Origin of the sequence: Streptomyces sp. NPDC058375 (assembly GCF_042723425.1) — a bacterium.
In the GTDB taxonomy this organism is placed as follows: Bacteria; Actinomycetota; Actinomycetes; order Streptomycetales; family Streptomycetaceae; genus Streptomyces; species Streptomyces durocortorensis.
Genome location: NZ_JBHXJG010000098.1, coordinates 1 through 25,151 on the forward strand (window position 1 = coordinate 1; position 25,151 = coordinate 25,151).

The following is a 25,151-nucleotide window of genomic DNA, read 5'->3' on the forward strand; positions in this document are numbered from 1 at the left end:
GCCGTACGGCAGCGGAGGCGCGGCCGACAGTCGCCACCGCCTCCCGCCATCGCCCCCGCACACCTTCTTCACAGGCCCTCACCCGGATGCCGGACGGAAGCGGCGAAAGGCCGCTTTGCCCGTTCCCGGGTTCGAGGCATCAGAGCGTGCCGAACGCCCGCTCGATGATGTCCAGGCCCTCGTTCAGCAGGTCCTCGCCGATCACCAGCGGCGGCAGGAAACGCAGGACGTTGCCGTACGTGCCACAGGTCAGGACGAGCAGCCCCTCGGCGTGGCAGGCCTTCGCGAGCGCGCCGGCCGCCTCCGGGTTCGGGTCCTTCGTGCCGGACTTCACGAGCTCGATCGCGATCATCGCGCCGCGGCCGCGGATGTCACCGATGATGTCGCCGTTCGGGAGCTTCGCCTGCATCTCGGCGAGGCGGCCCTTCATGACCTCCTCGATCCGCTTGGCCTTCCCGTTCAGGTCCAGCTCGCGCATCGTCTCGATCGCGCCCAGCGCACCGGCGCAGGCGACCGGGTTCCCGCCGTACGTACCGCCCAGGCCGCCCGCGTGTGCGGCGTCCATGATCTCGGCGCGGCCGGTCACGGCGGAGAGCGGCAGACCGCCCGCGATGCCCTTGGCGGTGGTGATCAGGTCCGGGACGACGCCCTCGTCCTCACAGGCGAACCACTGGCCGGTGCGGCAGAAGCCGGACTGGATCTCGTCCGCGACGAAGACGATGCCGTTGTCCTTGGCGAACTGGGCGATCGCCGGGAGGAAGCCCTTGGCGGGCTCGATGAAGCCGCCCTCGCCGAGCACCGGCTCGATGATGATCGCGGCGACGTTCTCCGCGCCGATCTGCTTGGTGATCGCGTCGACGGCCTGCGCGGACGCCTCGGCACCGGCGTTCTCGGCACCGGTCGGCCAGCGGTAGCCGTAGGCGACCGGGACGCGGTAGACCTCGGGCGCGAACGGGCCGAAGCCCTGCTTGTACGGCATGTTCTTCGCCGTCATGCCCATGGTCAGGTTGGTGCGGCCGTGGTAGCCGTGGTCGAAGACGACGACGGCGGTGCGCTTGGTGTAGGCGCGGGCGATCTTCACCGCGTTCTCGACGGCCTCGGCGCCCGAGTTGAACAGCGCGGACTTCTTCGCGTGGTCGCCCGGCGTCAGCTCGGCGAGCTGCTCGCAGACCTCGACGTACCCCTCGTACGGCGTGACCATGAAACAGGTGTGGGTGAAGTCCGCGAGCTGCGCGGAGGCCCGGCGTACGACGGCCTCGGCGGACGCGCCCACGGAGGTCACGGCGATCCCGGACCCGAAGTCGATCAGCCGGTTGCCGTCCACGTCCTCGATGATCCCGCCGCCCGCACGGGCGGTGAACACCGGCAGGGTGGAGCCCACACCTGCGGCGACGGCCGCGGTCCGCCGAGCCTGCAGCTCGACGGACTTCGGGCCGGGGATGGCAGTGACGACGCGGCGCTCCTGCGGGATTGCGGTCATGCGGGGCTCCTGGGGGTGTTTCGGACGCTCTTCTCCTCGCAGGCTAGGGGTGGGGGAGGGGTGCGGGCATGCTCCGAACGGGAGTGGTGGGGGTGTGTCCTTGTCCTTGGCGGACAGGTGGCGGCACTCGGCGCGCCCGAGGTGACACGCGTCCCCTCGGCTCCCGGACGGTCACTATCCGGGCGCGTTGCTGAACTCACCGTGTGCGCGCACTAGATTGACCGGGGCAGCGGACGGACCGGCAGGTCAAGGGGGCAGTGGTTCATGGACGACGACGGCACGCGGGGTGTACGGGGACCGGACGCGGACAGGGCCCCCGGTCCGGCCGTTCCGCCACCGCCCACGACCCCGCCACGGATCCCGCACCCCGCCGCCGGTACGCATCCGGCCGACCGGCATCCGGCCCCTCCGGTGGAGGGCCGTCCCGCCGGGCCCGCGTCGCCGCTGGGTCACTCGCCGTCTCGGCCCGCGTCGACCCCGCCGGTGAAGCACCATCCGGCCGGGCCCGCGGCGTCCCCGCCCGCCGAGCAGCCGCCCCCCGGGGCCCCGGTCGACGCCTGGCTGCGCACCCCCCGACCGCCGCAGGAACCGGGCGTCTGGCGGTACGGCTACACCCCGCCCCCGCCCGAGGAGTCCGAGCGGGTGTCCGACCGGTCGCTGCTGGTCGGCGCGCTGATCGCGCTGCTCTCCGCGCTGCTGCTGTGGTCGCTGTGGCGCAACGGCTACCTCCCCTACCGCCTTGTCCCCCTGAAGCTCTTCACCCCGGGCGAGTGGTGGAACCCGGGCACCTCCGGCGGCCCCCGCACCATCGAGGGCAGCGACGCCCTCACGGTGTACGAGGCGATCCTCTTCGGCCTGCTGGCCTACGGCTGCGGTCGCGTGGGCAACTTCGCCGAGCTCTTCCGCCGCCATGTCGCCGAGCGCGGTCAGCCCTTTCTCGCCCTCGCGGCAGCCGCCGCCGCGGGCCTGACCCAGTTGCTCGTCTGGAAGGAGACGCTCCCGGTCGTCCGCCCCGTCCTGGTCCTGGTCGCCTCCGTCGCGGGCGGCGAGATCTACCAGAGCCAGACCGTCGTCAACGTGATCTACGCGTTGATCGCCGCCGCCGTCCTCTGGCCCTTCGCCCGGCTCGGCCGCTGGCGCGAGCTGATCGCCGCCCGCCGGGGTACTTCTGCCGTCACGCCCGCGGACACCTCGGCCCCCGCCACCACGACCTCCGCCGACCAGTGGCCCGAGCTGCGCGCCGCCGGCTGGACCGACGCCGCGGAGACTCTCACCGCCGAGGTCCGCACCGGCCGCATGAACGACGTGGACGTGGCCCGGCTCCGCCACGCCTGGACCCTCGCCACCCGGCGGCCCGAACGGCTCGCCCCCCTCGCGGAGGCCGTCCTGCGGACCGGCGGGGCCGCCGCCCTGCACCCCTCCGGCACCCGCGACCTGCCCCGGCGCACCGCCCGCCACGACGTGCTCACCGGCCAGGTCAGGATCGGCCGGTGCGCCGAGGACCCGCACAACCCGTACGTCCGCCGGGGCACGGGCCTCGCCCTGGACCCCGCCCTGCTCGGCACGTCCCTGCTCGCCGTCGGGCCGCCCGGCGCCGGGAAGTCCGCCCGGCTGGTCCGGCCGGTCGTCGAGGCGCTCGCCCTGCGCGCGCTGGCCGGACAGGCCGCGGTCCTCGCCGTCGGCGGGGCGGGTGAGCCGCTCGGCCCGGACGACGCCTTCGACGTCGTCGTCCGCCTCGGCCACCCCGGCTCCGCCCACGACATCGACCTGTACGGCGGCACCACCGACCCCGACGAGGCGGCAGCCGTCCTCGCCGAAGGGCTCGTCGGCGATGTCGGCAGCCTCGACAGCCGCCGCGCCGCCACCGTCCTCGCCCAGTTGCTCGGCCCGTACCGCGCCGCGCACGGCCACTTCCCCTCCGTACCCGAGCTGCGTGAACTCCTCGACGGCACACCGGCCGCACACGCCGGGCTCCGCGCCTCCCTCGAAGCCGCAGGTCACCACGCGATGCTCCGCGAGCTGGACGCGCGGTCCCGGCAGGCGGGTGGCCCCGGCGACCCGGCGCCCGCCCTCGCCGACCGGGTGGCCCTGCTCGACCGGCCCACGTTCGCCGGGTTCTTCGCCACCGGCCCGGACGCCCGCCCCTTCGAGCTGCGTGCGCTCGGCCAGCACCCGCTGCGGGTCCGCGTCGACCTGCCGGAGCGCGGCCACGCGGAGGCGGCCCGGCTGCTGACCCGGCTGCTCCTCGCCCAGTTCACCGCGATCACCGCCGCCCGCACCGACACCTCGCTCTTCGTCTGCCTCGTCCTGGACGACGCCACCCACGCCGTCACCGCCGAGACCGTCCGAGGCATCCGCCGGCTCCGCTCGGTCAACGCCGGGGCGGTGCTGACCCTGCGTACCGTCGACGACGTCCCCGAAGCCCTGCACACCCCGCTGCTCGGCGCGGTCGGCTGCACGGCGGCCTTCTCCGGCATCACCACCTGGGACGGCAAACGCTTCGCCGAGGCCTGGGGCAAGGAATGGGTGGAGACCCGCGAGGTCGCCCAGCACACCGTCTTCGCCGACCAGCCGTTCACCCGCGCCCTGCACGCCCTGCGCAAGCTCGTCACCGGCAAGGCCGTGACCACGGACGCGGTGACCGTACGGCAGGTCGAGCGGGAGCGGTGGTCGGCCTCGGAACTGGCGTACGCGGTTCCGGCCGGGCACGCGGTCATCCGGTTGGCCAATGTCGAGGGCGAACACGCACCCCCCCTCCTCGTCCACCTCGACGGCTGAGACGCAGGAAGTGGCTACCCGGAAGTAACCCGACAGTCGACGGAGAGCGGTTACCGGCACCCTGCCGCCCTGGCAGAATCGGAGGTAGCCGTTCATACGGGACGGCGAAATTCGGGGCCATCGTGACGGCCGGCGATCCGGCCGTCCGTACGGCGGTGGCGCCCGCGACCTCGTCCCCGACCTTGAGGGTTCCCCGCCCATGCCCCCCACGCTCGCCTCGCTCGTCCAGCACTCGGCGCTCAAGCTCACCGTGCGGGCGGGCGCGGACCGGCTCGGCACCCCCGTGCGCTGGGCCCACGCCAGTGAGCTTGCCGACCCCGTCCCGTACATGGACGGCGGCGAACTCCTCCTCGTCACCGCCACCAACCTCGACGCCGAGAACGCCGACTCCATGCGGCGCTACGTGCGGCGGCTGGCCGGGGCCGGGGTCGCCGGGGTCGGCTTCGCGGTCGGGGTCAACTACGAGGACGTGCCGGAAGCGCTCGTCGAAGCCGCCGAGGAAGCCGGCCTGCCGCTTCTCGAAGTGCCCCGCCGCACCCCGTTCCTCGCCATCAGCAAGGCCGTCTCCGCCGCCATCGCCGCCGACCAGTACCGCGCGGTCACCGCCGGTTTCGAGGCCCAGCGTGAGCTGACCAAGGCCGCGCTCGCCGGGGACGGGCCCGCCGATCTCCTCGCCCGGCTCGCCGCCCACGTCGACGGCTGGGCCGCCCTGTACGACACCTCCGGCGCGGTCCTCGCCGCCGCCCCCGAGTGGGCCGCCCGCCGCGCCGCCCGCCTCACCCCCGACGTCGAACGCCTCCGGGACAGACCCGCCCCCGCCAGCGTCGTCGTCGGTGACAACGAGGACCGGGTCGAGCTCCAGTCGCTGGGCACCGGCCGCCGGGCGCGCGGCGCGCTGGCCGTCGGTACGGGGGCGGCGCTCGGGACCGCCGAGCGGTACGCCGTGCACTCCGCCGTCGCCCTGCTCACCCTCACCACCGCCCGCTCCCGCTCCCTCCAGGGCGCCGAACAACGCCTGGGCGCCGCCGTCCTGCGCATGCTGCTCGCCGGACAGCCCGACCATGCCCGGGCGGTCGCCGGAGACCTCTACGGCGGGCTGCTCGACGCCCCGTTCCGGCTGCTCATCGCCGAGGCCTCCGCACCCGCCGGGCCTGAGCTGCTCACCGAGACGATGGAGGCCGCCGCCGCCCGTACCGGCGAGGCCCTGCTCCTGGTCCCCGAGGGCGAACGCGTCGTCGTGCTCGCCGCCGACGGCGGCTCCGCCGTCGCCGCCTGCGCGGCCTACGCCGAGGCCCAGGACGACCGCGCCCCGCGCGAGGGCGGCGCCGAGGACAGCGACGTCGTGGTGGGCCTCTCCGCCCCCTCCGGCCCGATCGCCGTCTCCGCCGCGTACAAGCAGGCCGAACAGGCCCTCTCCGTCGCCCGCCGCCGGGGCAGGGCCCTGGTCGAACACGAGGAGCTGGCCGCCGGCTCGGTCCTCCCGCTGCTCGCCGACGACGCGGTACGGGCCTTCGCGGACGGCATGCTCCGCGCCCTGTACGAGCACGATGCCAAGGGCCGCGGCGACCTCGTGGCCTCCCTGCGTGCCTGGCTCTCCCGCCACGGTCAGTGGGACGCCGCCGCCGCCGACCTCGGCGTGCACCGGCACACCCTGCGCTACCGGATGCGCCGGGTGGAGGAGATCCTCGGCCGTTCGCTGGACGACCCGGACGTCCGCATGGAGCTGTGGCTCGCCCTCAAGGCGACGGAGGCGACCGCGCCCGCCGAGGGCTGAGCGCCCGCCCCTCCCTCCGAAAGGGTATTGCAGCGGTCGGTCCAAAACCCTGGAGTGCTGCCATGGCCCGACCGAGACAGTTCGACGAGGAGCGGGCCCTGGACGCCGCGATGCGCACCTTCTGGGAGTACGGCTACGAGGCCACCTCCACCCAGGACCTGTGTGCCGCCACGGGGCTGGGGCGCAGCAGTATCTACAACACCTTCAGCAGCAAGCGCGAGCTGTTCTCGCGCTCCCTGGCGCGCTATCTGGACACCATGGCCGAGGCCCAGGCCGCGGTGCTGGAGGACGAGTCGCGCTCGCCCGCCGGGCGGGTCCGCGCCCTGCTCGACAAGATCGTGGCCGACGAGTTCGACCACCGCCCCGGCGGCCGCAGCATCGGCTGTCTGGGCGTCAACGGCACGGTGGAGCTCGCGGCCCGCGACCCCGAGGCCGCCCGGCTCCTGGATCGCGACGCCGCCCGCAGGCTGCGGACCCTGTCCGCCGTCATCGCCGCCGGGCAGCGCGACGCATCCATCGCCTCCGCGCGGGGCTCCGACGCCCTCGCCCGGTACGTCAACGCGGTCATCGGCGGTATGCGGATCGCCGCCCAGGGCGGAGCCGACCGGGCCGCCGTCCAGGCCGTCGCCGACACCGCGCTGGACGCCCTGATCCACTGAGTCCTCCCGCCCCGGCCGGCCCACCTCCGGGGTCGGGGTGTCGCCGACTCGTGCCCACGTTTTGAACCGACCGATACAAAACAGCACCCACAGGGGGAACCGACCGTGCCGCGTGCTGTCCACGTACTGGCCTTCGGCATCTTCGCCATGGTCACCAGCGAATTCGTCGTCGCCGGACTGATGCCGCAGATGGCCGAGGGCCTGAACGTCACCGTCCCGCAGATCGGCTACCTGATCACCGTCTTCGCCCTGTCCATGGCGCTCGGCGGACCGTTGCTCTCCGTCGCCCTGCTGCGGCTCCCGCCCAAGGCCGCGCTCATGGTCCTCTTCCCGGTCTTCCTGGCCGGGAACGTGCTCGCCGCCACCGCGTCCGGCTACCCGGCCATGGTGGTCGCCCGGATCATCACCGGAGTCGCCTCGCAGGCCTTCTTCGGCGTCGCGATCTCGCTCGGCTCGCAGCTCACCCGCCCCGAGATGCGCGGCCGGGCCGTGGCGGTCATCCTCAACGGCCTGATGCTCGGCACCCTGCTCGGGCTGCCGCTGGCCACCCTGACCGGCGAACGCCACGGCTGGCGGGCCGCGTTCTGGGCCATCTCCGCCCTGACCGTCGTCGCCGCCCTGTGCACCGCGATCGGTGTGCGCCGGACGGGCCGGCCGGAGGGCAGTGGCACCTTCCGCTCCGAGCTGACGGCGTTCCGCGCTCCCCGGCTCTGGGTCACCCTGCTGACCAGCACCATGGTCATCGGGGTTACCTTCTCCGCCTTCAGCTACCTCAACCCGATCCTCACCCGCGTCACCGGATTCTCCTCGGGCACGGTCCCGCTGCTGCTCCTGGCGTACGGCGCCGCCACCGTCATCGGCAACACCGTCGTGGGCCGGCTCGCCGACCGGCACACCCTTCCCGTCCTGCTCATCGGCCTCTCCCTGAACGCGGCGTTCCTCGCCGGGTTCGCCCTGCCGGCCCGGTTCGAGGTGTGGGCGGTGCTCTGCGTGCTGGGCATCGGTCTCGCCGGGGTCACCATGAACCCGGCCCTGGTCACCCGGGTCCAGCGGACCGGCAACGCCCGCCCCCTCGTCAACACCGTGCACAGCTCCTTCATCACCCTCGGCGTGGTCCTCGGCTCCGCGCTGGGCGGCCTGGGCCTCGACCGGTTCGGCCCCCGCGCCCCGCTCTGGCTGGGCGCGGGCCTCGCGGTGACCGGCCTGCTCACCCTCGTACCGGATCTGCTCCGGCGTACGAAGAGCCCCGGGGCGGCCGGACCGGAGCGATCCGCTGACACCACTCCCGCCAATTCGGAGCACCCGGCCCCCGCTCCGCTCCACGCCGGACAAACGCCCTGAGCGCCTCCCCGCCCTACCGTGGGACCACAGAGGGGAGCCCTCCGGGCGCCCACGACGAGACACATCCCCACCTCCTCACGACCTCCGAAGGGCCGGAACCTCCATGACTTCGCCCCACGCCTTCTGGGTGGCCGGCCGCCGGGCCACCGGTGCCGACAGCTTCGACGTCACCAACCCGTACGACGGACGCCTCGTCGGCACCGTCAGCGTGCCGACCGACGCCCAGGTCGAGGAGGCCGTCGCCGCCGCCCACGCCGTACGCGACGAGTTCGCCGCCACCCCGGCGCACGTGAGGGCCGCTGCCCTCGACCACGTCGTACGGCGGCTGACGGAGCGTACCGAGGAGATCGCCCAGCTGATCTCGGCGGAGAACGGCAAGCCGATCAAGTGGGCCCGCGGCGAGGTCGGCCGGGCCGTGTCCGTGTTCCGGTTCGCCGCCGAGGAGGCCCGCCGCTTCAACGGCGGCGAGGCCCAGCGGCTCGACACCGACCTCGGCGGCACCGGCCGCCTCGGGCTGACCCGGCGCTTCCCGCGCGGGGCCGTCCTCGGCATCGCGCCCTTCAACTTCCCGCTGAACCTCAGCGCCCACAAGGTCGCCCCGGCCATCGCCGTCGGCGCCCCGATCATCCTCAAGCCCGCCCCCGCCACCCCGATCTCCTCGCTGATCCTGGGCGAGCTGCTGGCCGAGACCGACCTCCCGGCCGGCTCCTGGTCCGTCCTGACGGTCCCGAACGACAAGATGCCCGCCCTGGTCCAGGACGAGCGCCTGCCGGTCATCTCCTTCACCGGCTCGGGCCCGGTCGGCTACGCGATCATGGAGTCGGTGCCCCGCAAGCACTGCACCCTGGAGCTCGGCGGCAACGGCGCGGCGGTCGTCCTCGGCGACTACGCCTCGGACGAGGACCTCGACTGGGCGGCCACCCGGATCGCCACGTTCTCCAACTACCAGGGCGGCCAGTCCTGCATCTCGGTGCAGCGCGTCATCGCCGACGCCTCGGTCTACGACCGGCTCGTCCCGAAGATCGTCGCCGCCGTCGAGGCCCTCGTCACCGGTGACCCGGCCGACGCCACGACCGATGTCGGCCCGCTCGTCAGCGAGGACGCCGCGAAGCGCGTCGAGTCCTGGGTCGACGAGGCCGTCCAGGGCGGCGCCGAACTCCTCACCGGCGGCAAGCGCGACGGGGCCACCTACGCCCCGACCGTCCTCGCCTCCCTCCCCGACGACGTCACGCTCTCCTGCGAAGAGGTCTTCGGCCCGGTCATGTCGATCCAGAAGGTCGACGGCGAGGCTGAGGCGTTCGCGGCCGTCAACTCCTCCAAGTACGGCCTCCAGGCAGGCGTCTTCACCCACGACCTCCAGACCGCCTTCCGTGCCCACCGGGCCCTGGAGGTCGGCGGCGTGATCGTCGGCGACGTCCCCTCGTACCGCGCCGACCAGATGCCGTACGGCGGCGCCAAGCAGTCCGGCGTCGGCCGCGAGGGCGTCCGCTACGCCATGGACGACTACACCTACGAGCGCGTCCTGGTCCTCACCGGCCTCGCCCTGTAACACCCCCGGACGACCCCCGCCCGCCTTCCGCCCGGACAGCGAGCGCGGCCGGGGGCGCGCAAGAGAACGGCCTGAGCCCGACTGTGCGGGGGCTCAGGCCGTTCGCGTGTCCGTGCGCGGGGGCTGGTGCGGGTGCCGAACCACGGGTACAGGGGTTACATACGGACCAGTAAGCAGCGACTAGCAGTCCGTGCGTCCCGGGCGGCCCATCCCTCCTGGTCACGCGCGGCGAGGTGAGGTCCCTCATGTCCGCACCACACAACACCCCTCAGGTCCCCAAGGCCCCCAAGGTCACCGAACGTGAAGCCCGACGGGTCGCCGAGGCCGCCCGGGAGCAGGACTGGCGCAAGCCCAGCTTCGCCAAGGAGCTGTTCCTCGGGCGCTTCCGGCTCGACCTGATCCATCCGCACCCCCTGCCACCGCCGGACGACATACGGCGCGGCGAGGAGTTCCTGGCGCGGCTGGGCACGTTCTGCGAGACGCACATCGACAGCGCCCGGATCGAGCGCGAGGCGAAGATCCCCGACGAGGTGATCGCGGGGCTCAAGGAGCTCGGCGCCCTCGGGATGAAGATCGAGACCAAGTACGGCGGCCTCGGACTCACCCAGGTGTACTACAACAAGGCGCTCGCTCTGGTCGGCTCCGCCAGCCCCGCGATCGGCGCGCTGCTCTCCGCGCATCAGTCGATCGGCGTACCGCAGCCCCTGAAGATCTTCGGCACCCAGGAGCAGAAGGACGTCTACCTGCCCCGGCTGGCCACCACCGACATCTCCGCGTTCCTGCTGACCGAGCCGGACGTCGGCTCCGACCCGGCCCGCCTCGCCACCACCGCCGTGCCCGACGGGCCGGACTACATCCTGGACGGGGTGAAGCTCTGGACCACCAACGGCGTCGTCGCCGACCTCCTCGTCGTCATGGCCCGGGTGCCCGCCTCCGAGGGCCACCCCGGCGGCATCACCGCGTTCGTCGTCGAGGCCGACGCCCCCGGCGTCACCGTGGAGCACCGCAACGCCTTCATGGGCCTGCGCGGCATCGAGAACGGCGTCACCCGCTTCCACGGCGTCCGGGTTCCCGGCGCCTGCCGGATCGGGCCCGAGGGGGCCGGGCTGAAGATCGCCCTGACCACCCTCAACACCGGCCGCCTCTCGCTGCCCGCGATGTGCGTGGGCGTCGGCAAGTGGGCCCTGAAGATCGCCCGCGAATGGTCCGCCGTACGCGAGCAGTGGGGCCGGCCCGTCGCCAAACACGAGGCGGTCGGCTCCAAGATCTCGTTCATCGCGGCCACCACCTTCGCCCTGGAGGCCATCGTCGACCTCTCCTCGCAGATGGCCGACGAGGACCGCAACGACATCCGCATCGAGGCCGCCCTCGCCAAGCTGTACGGCTCCGAGATGGGCTGGCTGATCGCCGACGAACTGGTCCAGATCCGCGGCGGCCGCGGCTTCGAGACCGCGGAGTCGCTGGCCGCCCGCGGGGAGCGGGCCGTCCCGGCCGAGCAGATGCTCCGGGACATGCGGATCAACCGGATCTTCGAGGGCTCCACCGAGATCATGCATCTGCTGATCGCCCGCGAGGCCGTGGACGCCCACCTGAAGGTCGCGGGCGACATCATCGACCCCGAAAAGCCGCTCTCCGCCAAGGCGAAGGCGGGCGCGAACGCCGCCGGGTTCTACGCCCGCTGGCTGCCCAAACTCGTCGCCGGGCCGGGACAACTGCCGCGTACGTACGCCGAGTTCCACCCGGCCGGGCACCGCGACCTCTCCGGCCACCTCCGGTACGTCGAGCGGGCCTCCCGCAAGCTCGCCCGGTCCACCTTCTACGCCATGTCCCGCTGGCAGGGCCGGATGGAGACCAAACAGGGCTTCCTCGGCCGGATCGTCGACATCGGCGCGGAACTCTTCGCGATGAGCGCCGCCTGCGTCCGCGCCGAGCATCTGCGCGGGGCGGAGGAGCACGGCCGCGAGGCCTACCAGCTCGCGGACGCCTTCTGCGAGCAGGCCCGCATCCGGGTCGAGGAACTGTTCACCCGCCTGTGGTCCAACACCGACGACCTTGACCGGCGCGTGGTCGACGGCGTCCTGTCGGGGACGTACACCTGGCTGGAGGAGGGCGTCATCGACCCCAGCGGCGAAGGCCCCTGGATCGCGGACGCCACCCCAGGCCCCTCCGCGCAGGAGAACCAGCACCGCCCGGTGCGCTAGGCACGGAACCGTACGAGGTACGTCCGGTGCGTCCCCCACGTCCACGCACCGGACGTACGGCCGTACGGGCTGCGTCCCCCTACGTCCACGCACCGAACGCGCCCCGCCCGGCCCGCCCGCCGCAGGGCAGGATGAGCGCCGTGACCGTCATCGACATCCCCGGCTCCAAGTCCGTCACCGCCCGCGCTCTCTTCCTGGCCGCCGCCGCCCAAGGCACCACCACCCTGCTGCGGCCGCTGCGCTCGGACGACACCGAGGGCTTCGCCGAAGGGCTGAAGAGCCTCGGGTACGGGGTCACGCAGGAGGCCGACCGCTGGCAGATCGAGGGCCGCCCGGGCGGGCCCGCCGTCCCCGACGCCGACGTCCACTGCCGCGACGGCGCGACCACCGCCCGCTTCCTGCCCACCCTCGTCGCGGCCGCCGCCTCCGGCACGTACCGCTTCGACGCCTCCGCCCAGATGCGCCGCCGCCCGCTCGCCCCGCTCACCCGGGCCCTCAGCGCCCTCGGTGTCGACCTGCGCCACGAGGGGGCCGAGGGGCACCACCCGCTGACCGTGCGCGCCGCTGGGATCCAGGGCGGCGAACTCACGGCCTCGGCACCGGCGCGCTCCAGGGCGACCTGCGCTTCGTCGACCTCCTTCGGGACATGGGCGCCGAGGTCAGCGCCGACGCCACCACCGCCCGCTCCACCGGCCGGCTGCGCGGGATCACCCTCAACATGCGCGACATCTCCGACACCATGCCGACCCTCGCCGCGATCGCGCCGTACGCGGACGGGCCCGTCATCATCGAGGAGGTCGCCAACACCCGGGTCAAGGAGTGCGACCGGCTGGAGGCGTGCGCCGAGAACCTGCGCGCCATGGGCATCACCGCCCACACCGGACCGGACCGGATCGAGATCCACCCCGGCACGCCGAAGCCCACCGGGATCGCCACCCACGGCGACCACCGCATCGTGATGTCCTTCGCCGTCGCCGGGCTGCGCACCCCCGGTCTGACGTACGACGACCCCGGCTGCGTACGCAAGACGTTCCCGCGCTTCCACGAGGTGTTCGCGGACGTCGCGCACGACCTCCCGGGGCGCTGAACGGGGTCGCGGGTCCGCCCCACCGGGACGCGCTGTCCTTGCACACAGTCGGAGCGGCAACAATGGAGGCATGAGCGACAGCCCCGCCCCCCTCGCCGATCCGCATCTCGTCTTCGACACCGCGGACGGCCGCCGGGATCTCGTGATCCTCGGCTCCACCGGGTCCATCGGCACCCAGGCCATCGACCTGGTCCTGCGCAACCCCGACCGCTTCCGGGTCACGGCGCTCTCGGCCGCCGGCGGCCGGGTCGCCCTGCTGGCCGAGCAGGCTCGCCGACTGCGGGTCGACACCGTCGCGGTCGCCGCCGAGGACGCGGTCCCCGCCCTGCGCGAGGCGCTGCGGGACCAGTACGGGACCGGCGAGCCGCTCCCCGAGATCCTGGCCGGACCCGACGCGGCCACCACCCTCGCCGCGAGCGCCTGCCACACCGTGCTCAACGGCATCACCGGCTCCATCGGGCTCGCCCCGACCCTGGCCGCGCTGAAGGCGGGCCGCACGCTCGCCCTCGCCAACAAGGAGTCGCTGATCGTCGGCGGCCCGCTGGTGAAGGCGCTCGCCGCCCCCGGCCAGATCATCCCGGTCGACTCCGAGCACGCCGCGCTCTTCCAGGCCCTGGCCGCGGGCACCCGCGCCGATGTCCGCAAGCTCGTCGTCACCGCCTCCGGCGGACCCTTCCGGGGCCGTACGCGCGAGGAGCTGGCCGACGTCACCCGGGAGCAGGCGCTCGCCCACCCGACCTGGGCGATGGGACCGGTCATCACGATCAACTCCGCGACCCTGGTCAACAAGGGTCTGGAGGTCATCGAGGCGCACCTCCTCTACGACATCCCGTTCGACCGGATCGAGGTCGTCGTCCACCCGCAGTCCTACGTCCACTCCATGGTCGAGTTCAGCGACGGCTCCACGCTCGCCCAGGCCACCCCGCCGGACATGCGCGGCCCCATCGCCATCGGCCTCGGCTGGCCCGAGCGGATCCCGGACGCGGCCCCCGCCTTCGACTGGTCGAAGGCCTCCACGTGGGAGTTCTTCCCGCTGGACACCGAGGCCTTCCCATCCGTCGGTCTCGCCCGGCACGTCGGCGGGCTCGGCGGCACCGCACCGGCCGTGTTCAACGCGGCGAACGAGGAATGCGTCGACGCTTTCCTCGCCGGACAGCTGCCCTTCAACGGAATCATGGATACGGTCACGGCTGTGGTGTCCGAACACGGCACCCCCGCCCCGGGAACCTCGCTCAGCGTCGCGGACGTCCTCGAAGCGGAAACGTGGGCCCGCGCACGGGCCCGGGAACTCTCGGCGAAAGCGACAGCGGAGGCGCGCGCATGAGTCTGACCTCGATCCTGCTGACGGTCCTGGGGATCGCCGTCTTCGTCGTGGGCCTGCTCTTCTCCATCGCCTGGCACGAGCTGGGCCACCTCTCCACGGCCAAGATGTTCGGCATCCGGGTGCCGCAGTACATGGTCGGCTTCGGCCCGACGCTCTGGTCGAAGAAGAAGGGCGACACCGAGTACGGCATCAAGGCCATCCCGGCCGGCGGCTACATCCGCATGATCGGGATGTTCCCGCCCGGCCCCGACGGCCGCCTCGAAGCCCGCTCCACTTCCCCGTGGCGCGGCATGATCGAGGACGCCCGCTCCGCCGCCTTCGAGGAGCTGCAGCCGGGCGACGAGAAGCGGCTCTTCTACACGCGCAAGCCGTGGAAGCGCGTCATCGTCATGTTCGCCGGCCCCTTCATGAACCTGATCCTCGCGGTCGCCATCTTCATGGGCGTCGCGATGACCTTCGGCTTCCAGACCCAGACCACCGAGGTCGGCGGCGTCCAGCAGTGTGTGATCGCGCAGAGCGAGAAGCGCCAGACCTGCAAGGCCGGCGACGACCCCTCGCCCGCCAAGGCCGCCGGGCTCCAGGAGGGTGACAAGATCGTCGCCTTCGCGGGGACGAAGGTCGACGACTGGGCGACGCTCTCGGACCGCATCCGCGAGACGATCGGCCCCGCCACCATCGTCGTCGAACGCGACGGCAAGGAAGTCACGCTCAACGCGGTCCTGCGTGAGAACGAGGTCGCGAAGAAGGACGGCAGGGGCGAGGTCATCCCGGAGGAGTTCGTCAAGGCCGGCTACCTCGGCTTCGCCGCCCAGACCGAGATCGTGCCGCTCGGCTTCGGCGACTCCGTCGTCCGCATGGGCGACATGATCGAGAACGGTGTCGACTCGATCATCGCCCTGCCCTCCAAGATCCCGGCCCTCTGGGACGCGGCCTTCAGCGACGGCGAACGGGCCGACGACTCGCCGGTCGGCGTGGTCGGTGCGGCCCGGATCGGCGGCGAGGTGATGAACCTCGACATCCCGGCGCAGAACCAGGTCGCGATGATGCTGTTCCTGCTCGCGGGCTTCAACCTCTCGCTGTTCCTGTTCAACATGCTGCCGCTGCTCCCGCTGGACGGCGGGCACATCGCGGGCGCGCTGTGGGAGTCGCTGCGGCGCAATGTGGCCAAGGTCTTCCGGCGCCCCGACCCGGGCCCGTTCGACGTGGCCCGGCTGATGCCGGTCGCCTATGTGGTCGCCGGAGTCTTCATCTGCTTCACGCTGCTGGTCCTGGTGGCCGACATCGTGAACCCCGTCAAGATCACCTGATCGCCCCTTCCGTCCCACAGGTAGCGGCCGGGCACACGCGTTGTGTCCGGCCGCTCACCAACGGGTGGACTTGTCGACACGATGCGTCCGTCCTGCCTCCGGTGCCGTAACCTCGAAGGCTGGAGCCCGCCGATCTCGGGACCTTGATCCACACCTTGGGGATGCACAGCGCATGACTGCGATTTCTCTCGGAATGCCGGCCGTTCCGACCAAGCTCGCCGACCGAAGGGTCAGCCGACAGATCCAGGTCGGCACGGTCGCGGTCGGCGGCGACGCACCCGTTTCCGTGCAGTCGATGACGACGACCCGTACGTCGGACATCGGCGCCACGCTCCAGCAGATCGCCGAGCTGACGGCCTCCGGCTGCCAGATCGTCCGGGTCGCGTGCCCGACGCAGGACGACGCCGACGCGCTGGCCACCATCGCCCGGAAGTCGCAGATCCCGGTGATCGCCGACATCCACTTCCAGCCGAAGTACGTCTTCGCCGCGATCGACGCCGGCTGCGCGGCGGTCCGGGTCAACCCGGGCAACATCAAGCAGTTCGACGACAAGGTCAAGGAGATCGCCAAGGCGGCCTCCGAGACCCGCACCCCCATCCGGATCGGCGTCAACGCGGGCTCGCTAGACGCGCGGCTCCTGAAGAAGTACGGCAAAGCCACCCCCGAGGCCCTCGTCGAGTCCGCCCTCTGGGAAGCGTCGCTCTTCGAGGAGCACGGCTTCGGCGACATCAAGATCTCGGTCAAGCACAACGACCCGGTCGTCATGGTCAACGCCTACCGCCAGCTCGCCGCCCAGAGCGACTACCCGCTCCACCTCGGCGTCACCGAGGCCGGACCGGCGTTCCAGGGCACCATCAAGTCGGCCGTCGCGTTCGGCGCGCTGCTCTCCGAGGGCATCGGCGACACCATCCGCGTCTCCCTCTCGGCCCCGCCCGCCGAGGAGGTCAAGGTCGGCCTGCAGATCCTGGAGGCGCTGAACCTCAAGCAGCGCCGCCTGGAGATCGTCTCCTGCCCGTCCTGCGGCCGCGCCCAGGTCGACGTCTACAAGCTCGCCGACCAGGTCAGCGCCGGCCTGGAGGGCATGGAGGTCCCGCTGCGCGTCGCGGTCATGGGCTGCGTCGTCAACGGCCCCGGCGAGGCCCGCGAGGCCGACCTCGGCGTCGCCTCCGGCAACGGCAAGGGCCAGATCTTCGTGAAGGGCGAAGTCATCAAGACCGTCCCCGAGTCGAAGATCGTCGAGACTCTCATCGAAGAGGCCATGAAGATCGCCGAGCAGATGGAGAAGGACGGCATCGCGTCCGGCGAACCCCAGGTCTCCATCGGCGCCTGACCAGCGCCCTCCCACGCCATCACCGCCCCGCCGGACTCCGTGCCCGGCGGGGCGGCTGCGTCCCCGGAAGCCGTTCCCCGGACTCGGGCGGCGTTCGAGGGCCTTCTCGGTTACAGTGCGGAAATCAGCAGACCGCATGGTGAGGCCCCCTCGTGTTGACGCAGACCACCACCCGGGTCCTCGAACCCAGCGACCTCGGCGCCGCACTCGCCATTCTGGAGAGCGAGCCCGTCGCCAACGCCTTCGTGACGTCCCGCGTGCAGGTCGCCGGGCTCGACCCCTGGCGCCTCGGTGGCGAGATGTGGGGCTGGTACGCCGACGGCAGGCTCCGCTCCCTGTGCTACTCCGGCGCCAACCTCGTCCCCATCTGCGCCGGACCCGAAGCCGTCCGCGCCTTCGCCGACCGGGCCCGCCGGGCCGGCCGCCGCTGCTCCTCCATCGTCGGCCCCGCCGAACCCACCACCCAGCTGTGGCGGCTCCTCGAACCAAGCTGGGGCCCCGCCCGCGAGGTCCGCGCCAACCAGCCCCTCATGGTCACCGAGAGCCTGGCCGCCGACGTCACGCCCGACCCGCTCGTCCGCCGCATCCGCAAGGACGAGACCGAGGTCCTGATGCCGGCCTGCGTGGCGATGTTCACCGAGGAGGTCGGCATCTCCCCGCTCGCCGGCGACGGCGGACTCCTCTACCAGGCCCGCGTCGCCGAACTCATCGGCACCGGCCGCTCCTTCGCCCGCATCGACGACGGCAAGGTCGTCTTCAAGGCCGAGATCGGCGCGGCCACCTCCGAGGCCTGCCAGATCCAGGGCGTCTGGGTCGCCCCCGAACACCGCGGCAAAGGCCTCTCCGAAACAGGCATGGCCGCCGTCCTGCGCTACGCCCTCGCCGACGTCGCCCCCATCGTCAGCCTGTACGTGAACGACTACAACACCCCCGCCCGCAAGGCCTACCGCCGCGTCGGCTTCCGCGAGGTCGGCGCGTTCATGAGCGTCCTGTTCTGAACGTCCTGTTCCCGGCCGCCGCGCTTACCCGGGCGCCCGCCCCGGCCAGTAGGGTTCCCGCATGGCAGCAGTCCCCGCGCACGGCCCCGCAGCACCCGACGCCGAGATCGGCCCCGTCGACCTCGCCGCCCGCGTCGACGAAGCCCTGCACGTCCAGGCGGCCGCCTTCGGACTGAGTCAGGACGAGATCGACGTACGCCGTCACATCGTCCTCAGGCACCTGGAACACCCCCGCGCCCGGGCACTGGGCGCCACCGCCCCCGACGGACGGCTCGTCGGCTTCGTCTACGGGCTGCCCAACGACCGCGCCCAGTGGTGGTCCACCGTCGTCGAGCCCTATCTGCGGGCCACCGGCTCCGACGGCTGGCTCGACGACTCCTTCGTCATCACCGAGCTCCACGTCCACCCCGACCACCAGCAGCGCGGCATCGGCCGCACCCTGATCACCACCATCACCGACGCCGTCGACCACCCCCGGTCCATCCTCTCGGCGATCGACAAGGACAGCCCGGCCCGCGCCCTGTACCGCGCGCTCGGCTACCGCGACCTGGCCCGCCAGGTCGTCTTCCCGAGCGCCCCGCAGCCGTACGCGGTCATGGGCGCGCCCCTGCCTCTGCTCCGCGCGAGCTGAATGGATTTCCGCCCGCCCGCACCGCCCGGTTAACCTCGGGCTCACCACTTTCGCGAGCAGGAGTTCACCATGGCCCAGGTCCAGCGCATGTCCCGATTGATGATCAAGACACTGCGCGACGACCCGGCGGACGCCGAGACGCTCAGCCACAAGCTGCTGGTCCGCGCCGGATACGTCCGCCGCAACGCGGCCGGCATCTGGTCCTGGCTGCCGCTCGGCAAGAAGGTCCTGGACAACATCTCGAACGTGGTCCGCGAGGAGATGGACGCCATCGGCGCCCAGGAGGTCCTGCTGCCCGCCCTGCTGCCCAAGGAGCCCTACGAGGCGTCCGGCCGCTGGGAGGAGTACGGCGACCTGCTCTTCCGCCTCAAGGACCGCAAGGGCGGCGACTACCTCCTCGGCCCCACCCACGAGGAGATCTTCACCCAGACCGTCAAGGACCAGTGCACGTCCTACAAGGACCTGCCGGTGATGCTCTACCAGATCCAGACGAAGTACCGCGACGAGGCGCGCCCCCGCTCCGGCGTGCTCCGCGGCCGCGAGTTCCAGATGAAGGACTCGTACAGCTTCGACACCACCGACGAGGGCCTCGCGCACTCCTACGCCCTGCACCGGGCCGCGTACATCAAGATCTTCGAGCGCCTGGGCCTGGACCACCGCATCGTCTCCGCCGTCTCCGGCGCGATGGGCGGCTCCGCCTCCGAGGAGTTCCTCGCCCCCGCCGCCGCCGGCGAGGACACCTTCGCCGACTGCCCGAACTGCGACTACGCCGCCAACACCGAGGCCGTGACCTTCGCGCTCGCCCCGGTCGACGGCGCGGCGCACGGCGCGGTCGAGGAGCTGGACACCCCCGACACCCCGACCATCGAGACGCTCGCCGCGCACCTGGGCGTCCCCGCCTCGGCCACCCTGAAGAACCTGCTGGTCAAGGTGGACGGCGAGATCGTCGCCGTCGGCGTCCCGGGCCACCGCGAGGTCGACCTCGGCAAGCTCGGCGAGCACCTGGCGCCCGCCGTCGTCGAGCTGGTCACCGCCGAGGACTTCGTCGGGCGCGACGACCTCGTACGCGGCTACGTCGGCCCCCAGGGCCTGGAGAAGGTCCGCTACCTCGCCGACCCCCGCGTCGCGCCCGGCACCTCCTGGATCACCGGCGCCAACAAGGACGGCAAGCACGCCAGGAACGTCGTCGCGGGCCGTGACTTCGAGGTCGACAGTTACGTCGACGTCGTCGTGGTCGAGGAGGGCGACCCCTGCCCCAACTGCGGCACCGGCCTCACCCTGGACCGCGCCATCGAGATCGGCCACATCTTCCAGCTCGGCCGCAAGTACGCCGACACCTTCCAGCTCGACGTGCTGGGCCAGCAGGGCAAGCCCGTCCGCGTCACGATGGGCTCGTACGGCATCGGCGTCTCCCGCGCCGTGGCCGCCCTCACCGAGCAGACCGCCGACGACAAGGGCCTGTGCTGGCCCCGCGAGATCGCCCCGGCCGACGTCCACGTCGTCGCCGCGGGCAAGGCCCTCCAGACCGAGCTGGCCCTCGACGTCTCGGAGAAGCTCAACGCGGCGGGCCTGCGGGTCCTCGTCGACGACCGCCCCGGCGTCTCGCCCGGCGTGAAGTTCACCGACTCCGAGCTGATCGGCGTGCCCAAGATCCTCGTCGCCGGCCGCCGCTCCGCCGACGGCGTCCTGGAGCTGAAGGACCGCCGCACCGGTGAGCGCGAGGAGCTGACCGTCGACGAGGCGATCGCCCGCCTGACGGCCGACCTGGCCTGATCAGCCGATGGGAAAGGCCTCCGCGCACGTGTGCGCGGGGGCCTTCGCCGTAGGGGACAGGGCTACAGCCAGCCCGCGAACTCCAGGTTCACTTCGCCCATCTGCCGCCGCCCCTCGGCCAGCGCGCGGGTGCCCGACTCGACCGCCCGGAACAGCGTCCAGCCGTGCAGCCGTGCCTGCTCCACCTCCAGCGACTCCGCCAGCTTCTTGACCCGCCGCCGGGCCGTCACCGGGCCGCCGGGCGAGGCGATCAGATCCTCCACCCGGTCCCGCACGAGCCGCGCCAGGTCGTAGGCGCGCTCGCCCACCAGCGGTTCCGGACCCACCGTCAGCCACGGCGCCCGCTCGCCGGCCAGCACCTTGCTCTGCCGGAAGTTGCCGTGCAGCAGCAGGAGTTCGGGCGGCCCCTCGACCAGCTCGGCCCGGGCCGCGAGCGCCGCGTCCACCAGCGGCGCCAGCTCAGGATCGGCCTCGGCGGCCGCCCGCATCCCGGCGCTCTGCCGCTCGGTCCGCCCGGCCACGCTCTCGAAGCCGTGCCCGGCCGGCGGCTCCACCCACAGCCTGCGCACCGTGCCCGCCGCCTCCAGCAGCGCCTTCGCCTCCGGCAGCGAACGCAGCGACACCTCGTGGTGCAGCCGCTCCAGCAGCAGCGCCCCGGACCCGTCGAGCTCAGCTCCGTCGAACTCCGGGCCCTCCAGCGGCCGCACCGCGCCCCAGCCGTTCCAGTGCTCCAGCGCCGCCCGCTCCAGCTCGGGACCGGCGACCGGCGGGGCGATCTTCAGCGCGGCCGGGGTTCCGTCGGCCCGCCGCACCAGGACCACCAGGGAGCTGCGCCCGCCGGGGGCGGCCACCCGCTCCACGGTCAGGCCGTCCCCGGCGGCGAGCGCCCGTTCGGTCAGCGCGGGGAGCCCGGCCAGCCAGTCGGCCGCCGCGGCCTCCCCGTACATCTCGCCGAGCGCGCGCACCAGGCGCTGCGGCGGTTCGAAACCCATACGTCGTGTGTTCCCTTTCCGGATCCTTCGGGTCAGCGCGTCCCGTCCGCGCCCGCTGCCTCCACCGGGCCCGTCGCGTCCGGATCCGCGCCGGCGGCCCGCTCGGCGAGCCCCGGAAAGGCTACGTTGCCGCCCCGCCACCGGGCCGACCGCACCGCTGCCTCCCGCAGCGCACCCGCGGCGTCCTTGCGCCGCGCGCCCTCGGTGGCCCGTACGAGATCGGCGTAGGCGCCCGCGATCCGGTCCTCCAGGACCGCGGCGAGCCGCACCGCAGCCCGCCCGTCCGGCACGGCGAACGGCAGGGCGTACGCGGCGTCCGAGGCCACCGGGCGCCCGCCCAGGTCCCGCGCGGTGCGCGCCAGCGCGTCCCGGCGGGCCCGGTGGCCGTCGTGCGCCGCCCGGGCCTCGGCCCCCCGCTTGCCGTCGAGACGGCCGCCCAGCACCCCGTAGCCGTACACCGCGGCGTGCTCGGCGGCCAGGGCGGCCTGGACGGCGGTCAGCTCGGGGGAGTCGGCGTCGGAGTCGTCGTCGGACCGCCGGACGGAACGGGTGCTCATACGGCTGTCTCCTCGGCCAGTTCGGTCAGCAGGTACGCGTGTGCGGCGGCGGCCGCCGCCACCGAGGCCAGCAGCCGGGCCAGCTCCGGTCCGGCGCTCAGCAGGGCCTCGGTGTGCGCGTCGGCCCGGCGGCGCTCGGCGACGGCCAGCTCCCGCACCGCGGCCTCGGGGTCGGCCGACACCGGACCGGGGGGTGCCGAAGGGGCGTCGGCCTTCGGCGCGCCCTTCTTCGGCTCGTCCTTCGCGCGCGGCGGCGCCAGTGCCTTCCCGTGCTCCGCGACGGCCGCCCGCAGGGGCCCGAGACCCGCCGCCGTGGCCGGATGCGCCTCGGCCACCAGGTCGTACCGGGCGAGCAGGAGGGCGCCGTCGCGCACCGCCTTCTCGCGCAGCGTCTTCTCGGTCTTCGCGGAGGCGGCCCGCGCGCCGGAGTGCGCGGGCCGCCCGCCCCCGGCCGGCTCGTCGTCGCCCCCGCAGCCGGTCAGCACCGCACCCAGGGCGAGGGCTCCCGTCGCGGTGAGCGCCCCCCTGCGCGTCGTCCCCGTGCGCCGCACGTTTCTCCTTCGGGCCTGGACCGGTCCTGACAGGATCTGTCCTGATGTGATCACCGCAGGCGAGCGTACCCGCGGCCGAGCGGCAGGCGGACGGCAACACCCCTGGCGACCGGATACCCTTTGACCTGACGCACGACGATCCCCACAACAGCACACGCGGCCGAGGAGTCACCCGGATGAGCACCACCCAGAGCGAGAGGCTGCGCGGGCTGCTGGAACCGCTCGTCAGCGCGCAGCAGCTGGACCTCGAGGAGATCGAGGTGTCCCGGGCCGGCCGCCGAGGAGTGCTGCGGGTCATCGTGGACTCCGAAGAGGGCGTGGAGCTGGACGCCTGTGCGGAGCTGAGCCGCGCGATCTCCGAGAAGCTGGACGAGACCGACGCGATGGGCGACGACGAATACGTCCTCGAAGTCAGCTCCCCCGGCGCGGACCGCCCGCTGACCGAGCACCGCCACTACGTACGCGCCACCGGCCGGCTGGCCAGGTTCCACCTGGCCGGCGACGGCTCCGGTGAGCTGGTCGCCCGCATCCTCGCCGTCGACGAGGACGGGCTCGACCTCGAAGTGCCCGGCGTGAAGGGCCGCAAGCCCACCGCCCGCCGCCTCGCCTTCGACGAGATCGCCAAGGCGCGCGTGGAGATCGAATTCAACCGCAAGGACAAGAAGGAAGAGGAGGCGTAGCCGTGGACATCGATGTGAAGCTTCTGAAGGGCTTGGCGCAGGACAAGGAGATCCCCTTCGACGTGCTCGTCGGGGCGATCGAGTCGGCCCTCCTCATCGCGTACCACCGCACCGACGGCAGCTACCGCCGGGCGCGCGTGAAGCTGGACGAGAACGGCCACGTCACCGTGTGGGCCAAGGAGGACCCGGCCGACCTCGAAGAGGGCCAGGAGCCCAAGGAGTTCGACGACACGCCCTCCGGGTTCGGCCGGATCGCCGCGACCACCGCCAAGCAGGTCATCCTGCAACGGCTGCGCGACGCCGAGGACGACAAGACCTTCGGTGAGTACGCGGGCCACGAGGGCGATGTCGTCACCGGCGTCGTCCAGCAGGGCAAGGACCCCAAGAACGTCCTGGTCGACATCGGCAAGATGGAGGCCATGCTGCCGGTCCAGGAGCAGGTCCCGGGTGAGGCGTACACCCACGGCCTGCGCCTTCGTACGTATGTCGTACGGGTCGCCAAGGGCGTCCGGGGCCCGTCGGTGACGCTCTCGCGCACCCATCCCAACCTCGTGAAGAAGCTCTTCGCGCTGGAGGTCCCGGAGATCGCCGACGGCTCGGTGGTCATCGAGGCCATCGCCCGCGAGGCCGGCCACCGCACCAAGATCGCCGTGCGCTCCACCCGCGCCGGTCTGAACCCCAAGGGTGCGTGCATCGGCCCGATGGGCAGCCGTGTGCGCAATGTCATGGCCGAGCTGCACGGCGAGAAGATCGACATCGTGGACTGGTCCGACGACCCGGCCGAGATGGTCGCCAACGCGCTCTCGCCCGCCCGGGTGAGCAAGGTGGAGGTCGTCGACCTCGGCGCCCGCTCCGCCCGGGTCACCGTGCCGGACTACCAGCTGTCGCTGGCGATCGGCAAGGAGGGCCAGAACGCCCGCCTCGCCGCCCGCCTCACCGGCTGGCGCATCGACATCCGGCCGGACACCGAGACGGACGAGGAGCGGGAGAACGCCGACCGCGAGCGGGCCGAGCGGGCCCGGGAGCGCTCGGAAAGGCGTTGACCCGGAGCCGCTCCAGGGAATAGATCTTGGCCGTACGCCGCTGAGATCACGACAACATCCGTTCGATTTTTGCCCCAAAGGGGTGAGGTCGGTACGGGGAGGTAGACTTAACCGTGTCTGGCCGGACGCAAGCCCGCGCTTGCCCCGAGCGAACCTGTGTGGGATGCCGGGAGCGAGTGGCCAAGAGCGAGCTGCTGCGCATCGTGGTGGACGAGGGCGCCTGCGCCCCTGATCCACGCGGTACGCTGCCCGGCCGGGGTGCTTATGTGCACCCCACCTCTGTCTGTCTCGACCTGGCGGTTCGCCGCCGGGCGTTCCCCCGGGCCTTCAAGGCCAAGGGGCCGTTCGACACCGCGGCACTCACGCGGTTCGTCGAGCGGGCGACACCGTAAGAAAGTGAAAGTGAACGGCACGGGGCCCCGTGCGGTCAGGTACCTCGCGAGTTGGAAGTAGGTCGAGATTGCGATGAGCACTCGATGAGTACGCGATGAGTACGCCCATGAAGTAGCGACGGTCCGGCGGTAACCCGGACCTAAAAGGAGCGAAGTGGCTAAGGTCCGGGTATACGAACTCGCCAAGGAGTTCGGCGTAGAGAGCAAGGTCGTCATGGCCAAGCTCCAAGAACTCGGTGAATTCGTCCGTTCGGCGTCCTCGACGATCGAGGCGCCGGTTGTACGTAAGTTGACCGACGCACTGCAGGGGCCCGGCGGCAACGCCGGCAAGTCCGCTGCCAAGCCTGGCGCGCCCCGCAAGGCGACGCCCGCGAAGCCCGCAGCGCCCTCCCCGGCCGCTGCGGCACGTCCTGCTGCCCCGAAGCCCGGCGCACCGGCCCCCAAGCCGGCCGCTGCCGAGGCCCCGGAGACCAGCACCCCCGCGGCGCCCTCCGCGCCGTCGGCGGGCCCCCGTCCGGGCCCGAAGCCCGCGCCGAAGGCGGCCCCGGTGACCCCGGTCCCGGCCGCCGAGTTCTCGGCTCCGGCTCCGGCCCAGCCGGCCGCCCCCCAGCAGCCCCAGAGCCCGCGTCCCTCGGGCGCCACGCCGGGTCCGCGTCCCGCACCCGCCCGTCCGGCTCCGGCCGGCGGTCAGCGCGACGGTGGCC

At 72.7% G+C, this 25,151-nt stretch carries 20 protein-coding genes and 1 pseudogene; 17 read left to right on the forward strand and 4 right to left on the reverse strand.

Going from position 1 to position 25,151, the window contains the following annotated elements; translation table 11 throughout:
- Nucleotides 1-139: 139 nt before the first annotated feature.
- On the reverse strand, nucleotides 140-1,480 hold the full coding sequence (gabT, locus tag ACFWM7_RS17835; RefSeq protein WP_383261516.1) for a 4-aminobutyrate--2-oxoglutarate transaminase: 1,341 nt from the start codon (nucleotides 1,478-1,480) through the stop codon (nucleotides 140-142).
- A gap of 264 nt (nucleotides 1,481-1,744) precedes the next feature.
- On the opposite strand from gabT, the gene ACFWM7_RS17840 reads away from it, so the two are divergent.
- From ACFWM7_RS17840 to ACFWM7_RS17900, 13 genes and pseudogenes are all read left to right on the forward strand, one after another.
- Nucleotides 1,745-4,258 carry an ATP/GTP-binding protein gene (locus ACFWM7_RS17840; RefSeq protein ID WP_383261521.1) on the forward strand — a complete coding sequence of 838 codons (2,514 nt, stop codon included), beginning with the start codon at nucleotides 1,745-1,747 and terminating at the stop codon, nucleotides 4,256-4,258.
- Between the two features lie 199 nt (nucleotides 4,259-4,457).
- The gene (locus tag ACFWM7_RS17845) at nucleotides 4,458-6,032 is read left to right on the forward strand and encodes a PucR family transcriptional regulator (protein WP_383261526.1); all 1,575 of its coding nucleotides are present in this window, start codon (nucleotides 4,458-4,460) and stop codon (nucleotides 6,030-6,032) included.
- 62 nt (nucleotides 6,033-6,094) lie between these two features.
- Nucleotides 6,095-6,691, forward strand: a complete 597-nt coding sequence (locus tag ACFWM7_RS17850) for a TetR/AcrR family transcriptional regulator (RefSeq protein ID WP_383261531.1) — start codon at nucleotides 6,095-6,097, stop codon at nucleotides 6,689-6,691.
- Nucleotides 6,692-6,796: 105 nt separating this feature from the next.
- On the forward strand, nucleotides 6,797-8,032 hold the full coding sequence (locus ACFWM7_RS17855; protein ID WP_383261541.1) for an MFS transporter: 1,236 nt from the start codon (nucleotides 6,797-6,799) through the stop codon (nucleotides 8,030-8,032).
- A gap of 103 nt (nucleotides 8,033-8,135) precedes the next feature.
- Nucleotides 8,136-9,581, forward strand: coding sequence for an aldehyde dehydrogenase family protein (locus ACFWM7_RS17860; protein ID WP_383261544.1), 1,446 nt, complete (start codon nucleotides 8,136-8,138; stop codon nucleotides 9,579-9,581).
- A 245-nt stretch (nucleotides 9,582-9,826) separates the two neighbouring features.
- A complete protein-coding gene (locus ACFWM7_RS17865; protein ID WP_383261547.1) occupies nucleotides 9,827-11,782 on the forward strand; it encodes an acyl-CoA dehydrogenase family protein in 1,956 nt (651 codons plus the stop codon).
- Between the two features lie 140 nt (nucleotides 11,783-11,922).
- Nucleotides 11,923-12,869 (forward strand): annotated as a pseudogene (locus ACFWM7_RS17870) (3-phosphoshikimate 1-carboxyvinyltransferase).
- A gap of 70 nt (nucleotides 12,870-12,939) precedes the next feature.
- Nucleotides 12,940-14,193, forward strand: coding sequence for a 1-deoxy-D-xylulose-5-phosphate reductoisomerase (dxr, locus tag ACFWM7_RS17875; RefSeq protein WP_383261550.1), 1,254 nt, complete (start codon nucleotides 12,940-12,942; stop codon nucleotides 14,191-14,193).
- Entirely contained in the window at nucleotides 14,190-15,500 is a 1,311-nt protein-coding gene (locus tag ACFWM7_RS17880) for a M50 family metallopeptidase (protein ID WP_383261552.1), read from the forward strand. Before dxr ends, ACFWM7_RS17880 begins: the two co-directional genes overlap by 4 nt.
- 172 nt (nucleotides 15,501-15,672) lie before the next feature.
- Complete coding sequence (gene ispG, locus ACFWM7_RS17885) at nucleotides 15,673-16,830, forward strand: flavodoxin-dependent (E)-4-hydroxy-3-methylbut-2-enyl-diphosphate synthase (RefSeq protein WP_030629615.1); 1,158 nt, start codon at nucleotides 15,673-15,675, stop codon at nucleotides 16,828-16,830.
- Nucleotides 16,831-16,982: 152 nt separating this feature from the next.
- On the forward strand, nucleotides 16,983-17,828 hold the full coding sequence (locus ACFWM7_RS17890) for a GNAT family N-acetyltransferase (RefSeq protein ID WP_383261555.1): 846 nt from the start codon (nucleotides 16,983-16,985) through the stop codon (nucleotides 17,826-17,828).
- A gap of 61 nt (nucleotides 17,829-17,889) precedes the next feature.
- Nucleotides 17,890-18,459, forward strand: coding sequence for a GNAT family N-acetyltransferase (locus ACFWM7_RS17895; RefSeq protein ID WP_383261561.1), 570 nt, complete (start codon nucleotides 17,890-17,892; stop codon nucleotides 18,457-18,459).
- Nucleotides 18,460-18,528: 69 nt separating this feature from the next.
- Nucleotides 18,529-20,232 (forward strand): proline--tRNA ligase, encoded by a 1,704-nt coding sequence (locus ACFWM7_RS17900; RefSeq protein WP_383261567.1) that lies wholly within the window; start codon nucleotides 18,529-18,531, stop codon nucleotides 20,230-20,232.
- A 62-nt stretch (nucleotides 20,233-20,294) separates the two neighbouring features.
- Here the strand turns inward: ACFWM7_RS17900 and ACFWM7_RS17905 are convergent, their stop codons facing one another.
- Genes ACFWM7_RS17905 through ACFWM7_RS17915 form a run of 3 tightly spaced genes read right to left on the reverse strand, consistent with a single transcriptional unit; the run spans nucleotide 20,295 to nucleotide 22,332 of the window.
- Nucleotides 20,295-21,224 carry an aminoglycoside phosphotransferase family protein gene (locus ACFWM7_RS17905; protein WP_383261571.1) on the reverse strand — a complete coding sequence of 310 codons (930 nt, stop codon included), beginning with the start codon at nucleotides 21,222-21,224 and terminating at the stop codon, nucleotides 20,295-20,297.
- Between the two features lie 32 nt (nucleotides 21,225-21,256).
- Nucleotides 21,257-21,781, reverse strand: a complete 525-nt coding sequence (locus ACFWM7_RS17910) for a ferritin-like domain-containing protein (RefSeq protein ID WP_383261573.1) — start codon at nucleotides 21,779-21,781, stop codon at nucleotides 21,257-21,259.
- Nucleotides 21,778-22,332 carry a hypothetical protein gene (locus tag ACFWM7_RS17915; RefSeq protein WP_383261582.1) on the reverse strand — a complete coding sequence of 185 codons (555 nt, stop codon included), beginning with the start codon at nucleotides 22,330-22,332 and terminating at the stop codon, nucleotides 21,778-21,780. Before ACFWM7_RS17915 ends, ACFWM7_RS17910 begins: the two co-directional genes overlap by 4 nt.
- A gap of 176 nt (nucleotides 22,333-22,508) precedes the next feature.
- Here ACFWM7_RS17915 and rimP point away from each other — a divergent pair, with 176 nt between their 5' ends.
- From rimP to ACFWM7_RS17935, 4 genes are all read left to right on the forward strand, one after another.
- Nucleotides 22,509-23,012 (forward strand): ribosome maturation factor RimP, encoded by a 504-nt coding sequence (gene rimP, locus ACFWM7_RS17920; RefSeq protein WP_383261586.1) that lies wholly within the window; start codon nucleotides 22,509-22,511, stop codon nucleotides 23,010-23,012.
- A 2-nt stretch (nucleotides 23,013-23,014) separates the two neighbouring features.
- Nucleotides 23,015-24,055 (forward strand): transcription termination factor NusA, encoded by a 1,041-nt coding sequence (gene nusA, locus ACFWM7_RS17925; RefSeq protein WP_383261591.1) that lies wholly within the window; start codon nucleotides 23,015-23,017, stop codon nucleotides 24,053-24,055.
- Nucleotides 24,056-24,168: 113 nt separating this feature from the next.
- Nucleotides 24,169-24,447, forward strand: a complete 279-nt coding sequence (locus ACFWM7_RS17930; protein ID WP_205082383.1) for a YlxR family protein — start codon at nucleotides 24,169-24,171, stop codon at nucleotides 24,445-24,447.
- A 154-nt stretch (nucleotides 24,448-24,601) separates the two neighbouring features.
- Nucleotides 24,602-25,151 (forward strand): translation initiation factor IF-2 N-terminal domain-containing protein (locus tag ACFWM7_RS17935; protein WP_383261598.1); only part of this gene is annotated, 550 nt, incomplete at its 3' end.